The following is a 1871-nucleotide window of genomic DNA, read 5'->3' as shown; positions in this document are numbered from 1 at the left end:
GATCGGGATAGGGGCAGGCCTCGCGGCCCGACCCCTCCCACACCACCGTGCGTACGGGTCCGTACACGGCGGTTCGGATCGGTTGATCGACTATGGCCTTAGTGATGGAAGCCCCAGCGAGCGAAGGTAACGGTTTGACAGGGCGATGCCCAGCGCGGGACTGCAACTCAGCCGCCACGCATCGTGTGGCGAACCGACCGTCTGGGCAGCAAGGTTTCGGCTGACGCCGCGTACTGTCAGCTCCCGGAATCTTGTGCGGCCCCGTTTCCACTGCTTCCAGAAGAAGCAGCGGATGCGGCGGCGTATCCATTCATCCAGGCGTTGCAGAACGCTGGGCGTTTCGCAGAAACCGAAGTAGCCCCGCCACCCGGCCAGATAACGTTTCAGCGCGCCGATCATCTGGTCGACGCTGACCCCGCGCGTGCGTTGAGTCAATTCCCGGATGCGCTCCTTGAGGCGGGACAGCGCCTTGGGCGCAATACGCCGTTTGACCTTGTCCCGATCCGAGAAGGTGAACCCCAGAAACTTCCGCGTGTGTGGCCGTGCGACCGCGCTCTTGGTCTCGTTGACCGTCAGCTTCAGCCTGCCGGCGAGGAAGGCCTTCAGCCCCGCCATCACACGCTGGCCCGCGCGTTCGCTGCGTACGTAGACGTTACAGTCGTCAGCGTACCTCGCGAAACGCAGCCCGCGTCGCTCAAGCTCCCGGTCAAGATCGTCGAGCATCAGATTGGATAATAGCGGGGACAGGGGACCACCCTGGGGCGTGCCCTCGTCCGTCGCACCAACCAGCCCGTGCTCCATCACACCCGCCGTCAGGAAGGAGCGGACCAGCTTCAGCATTCGCTTGTCGCTGACTCGCTTTGCCACCCGACTCATCAGGATGTCGTGGCTCACGCGATCGAAGAATTTCTCCAGATCCAGATCTACAACCCATCGGTACCCCGACTGGATGTAGCTTTGCGCCTGCGCCACGGCCTGATGTGCCGAGCGGCCCGGACGGAAGCCGTAGCTGGACTCCGAGAACGTCGGGTCCCACTGCCTTTGCAACACCTGCAAGACCGCCTGCTGGACAAATCGATCAAGCGCAGAGGGGATGCCGAGCTTGCGCACGCCACCACCATCCGGCTTGGGTATCTCGACCCGTCTCACAGGTTGAGGCTTGTATGTGCCGTTCAGCAGCGTGGCCCGTATCGACGGCCAATGCTCCCGCAGGTACGCCGGTAATGCCTGAACGGTCATCCCGTCCACGCCCGGTGCGCCCTTGTTCGCTTTCACACGCTTCAACGCCTGCTTCAGGTTCCCCCTTTCGCAGACTTCTTCCATCAGTCGGTCATATGCCCACGGGCTTTCAGACTCGGGGTTCGCCGCCATAGGTTCAGCCCCTCCACCAGCAGCCATCGGGGCTTCACCCCTGCTTCCGCTGTCGAGGACGCGATGCGTTTTCTGCTGCTCTCCCATGTCGAGTTCTCCGGCTTACTCGCCGCTCCTTTCCGTTCGGGCCTTCAGGCGTCGCCGCCCTAATATGCCCTCTGCTGACTCCTGCACGGTGGTCAACGGCCCTTGCGAGCCGCTCAGTCCTGATTCCAGGACGCCATGCAGGCCTCCCGAGGTAAGCGCAACCGCCTTCACCACACACCTGCCAGATCTACCACCCCAGCCCTTGATGGCTATGGACTTCGCAATCAATTGCTTGCTCGTCCGGCTAGGTAGGCCTCGCATCTGGTTTCTGTTCGTCAGGTCATGGCTTTGCTACACGCTTCCTTCAGACCCCGCCTCACGACGACGCCCTTGCGTTTCGCTAGTCCTTCACCACCATCAGGTTGGACAGGGGACTCACACCCCCAAGCTGTTGCGCATGCTCGGCGCACAAT

Annotated in this window: 1 protein-coding gene; it reads right to left on the bottom strand. The window is 62.4% G+C overall.

The genetic code is table 11. The annotated features are described in order from the left end of the window. Nucleotides 1-90 precede the first annotated feature (90 nt). The gene (ltrA, locus tag HDG37_RS38655; protein ID WP_184056834.1) at nt 91-1458 is read right to left on the bottom strand and encodes a group II intron reverse transcriptase/maturase; all 1368 of its coding nucleotides are present in this window, start codon (nt 1456-1458) and stop codon (nt 91-93) included. Nucleotides 1459-1871: the final 413 nt, after the last annotated feature.

The sequence above is a fragment of the Paraburkholderia sp. MM5384-R2 genome, assembly GCF_014201025.1.
GTDB lineage: Bacteria > Pseudomonadota > Gammaproteobacteria > Burkholderiales > Burkholderiaceae > Paraburkholderia > Paraburkholderia tuberum.
Note: the sequence above shows the minus strand (reverse complement) of the source record. Positions and strands in the feature narration are given on the sequence as shown.

Coding starts and splice junctions, on each gene's coding strand:
- ltrA (WP_184056834.1), bottom strand. CDS start 1,458: ATGGGAGAGCAGCAGAAAACGCATCGCGTCCTCGACAGCGGAAGCAGG.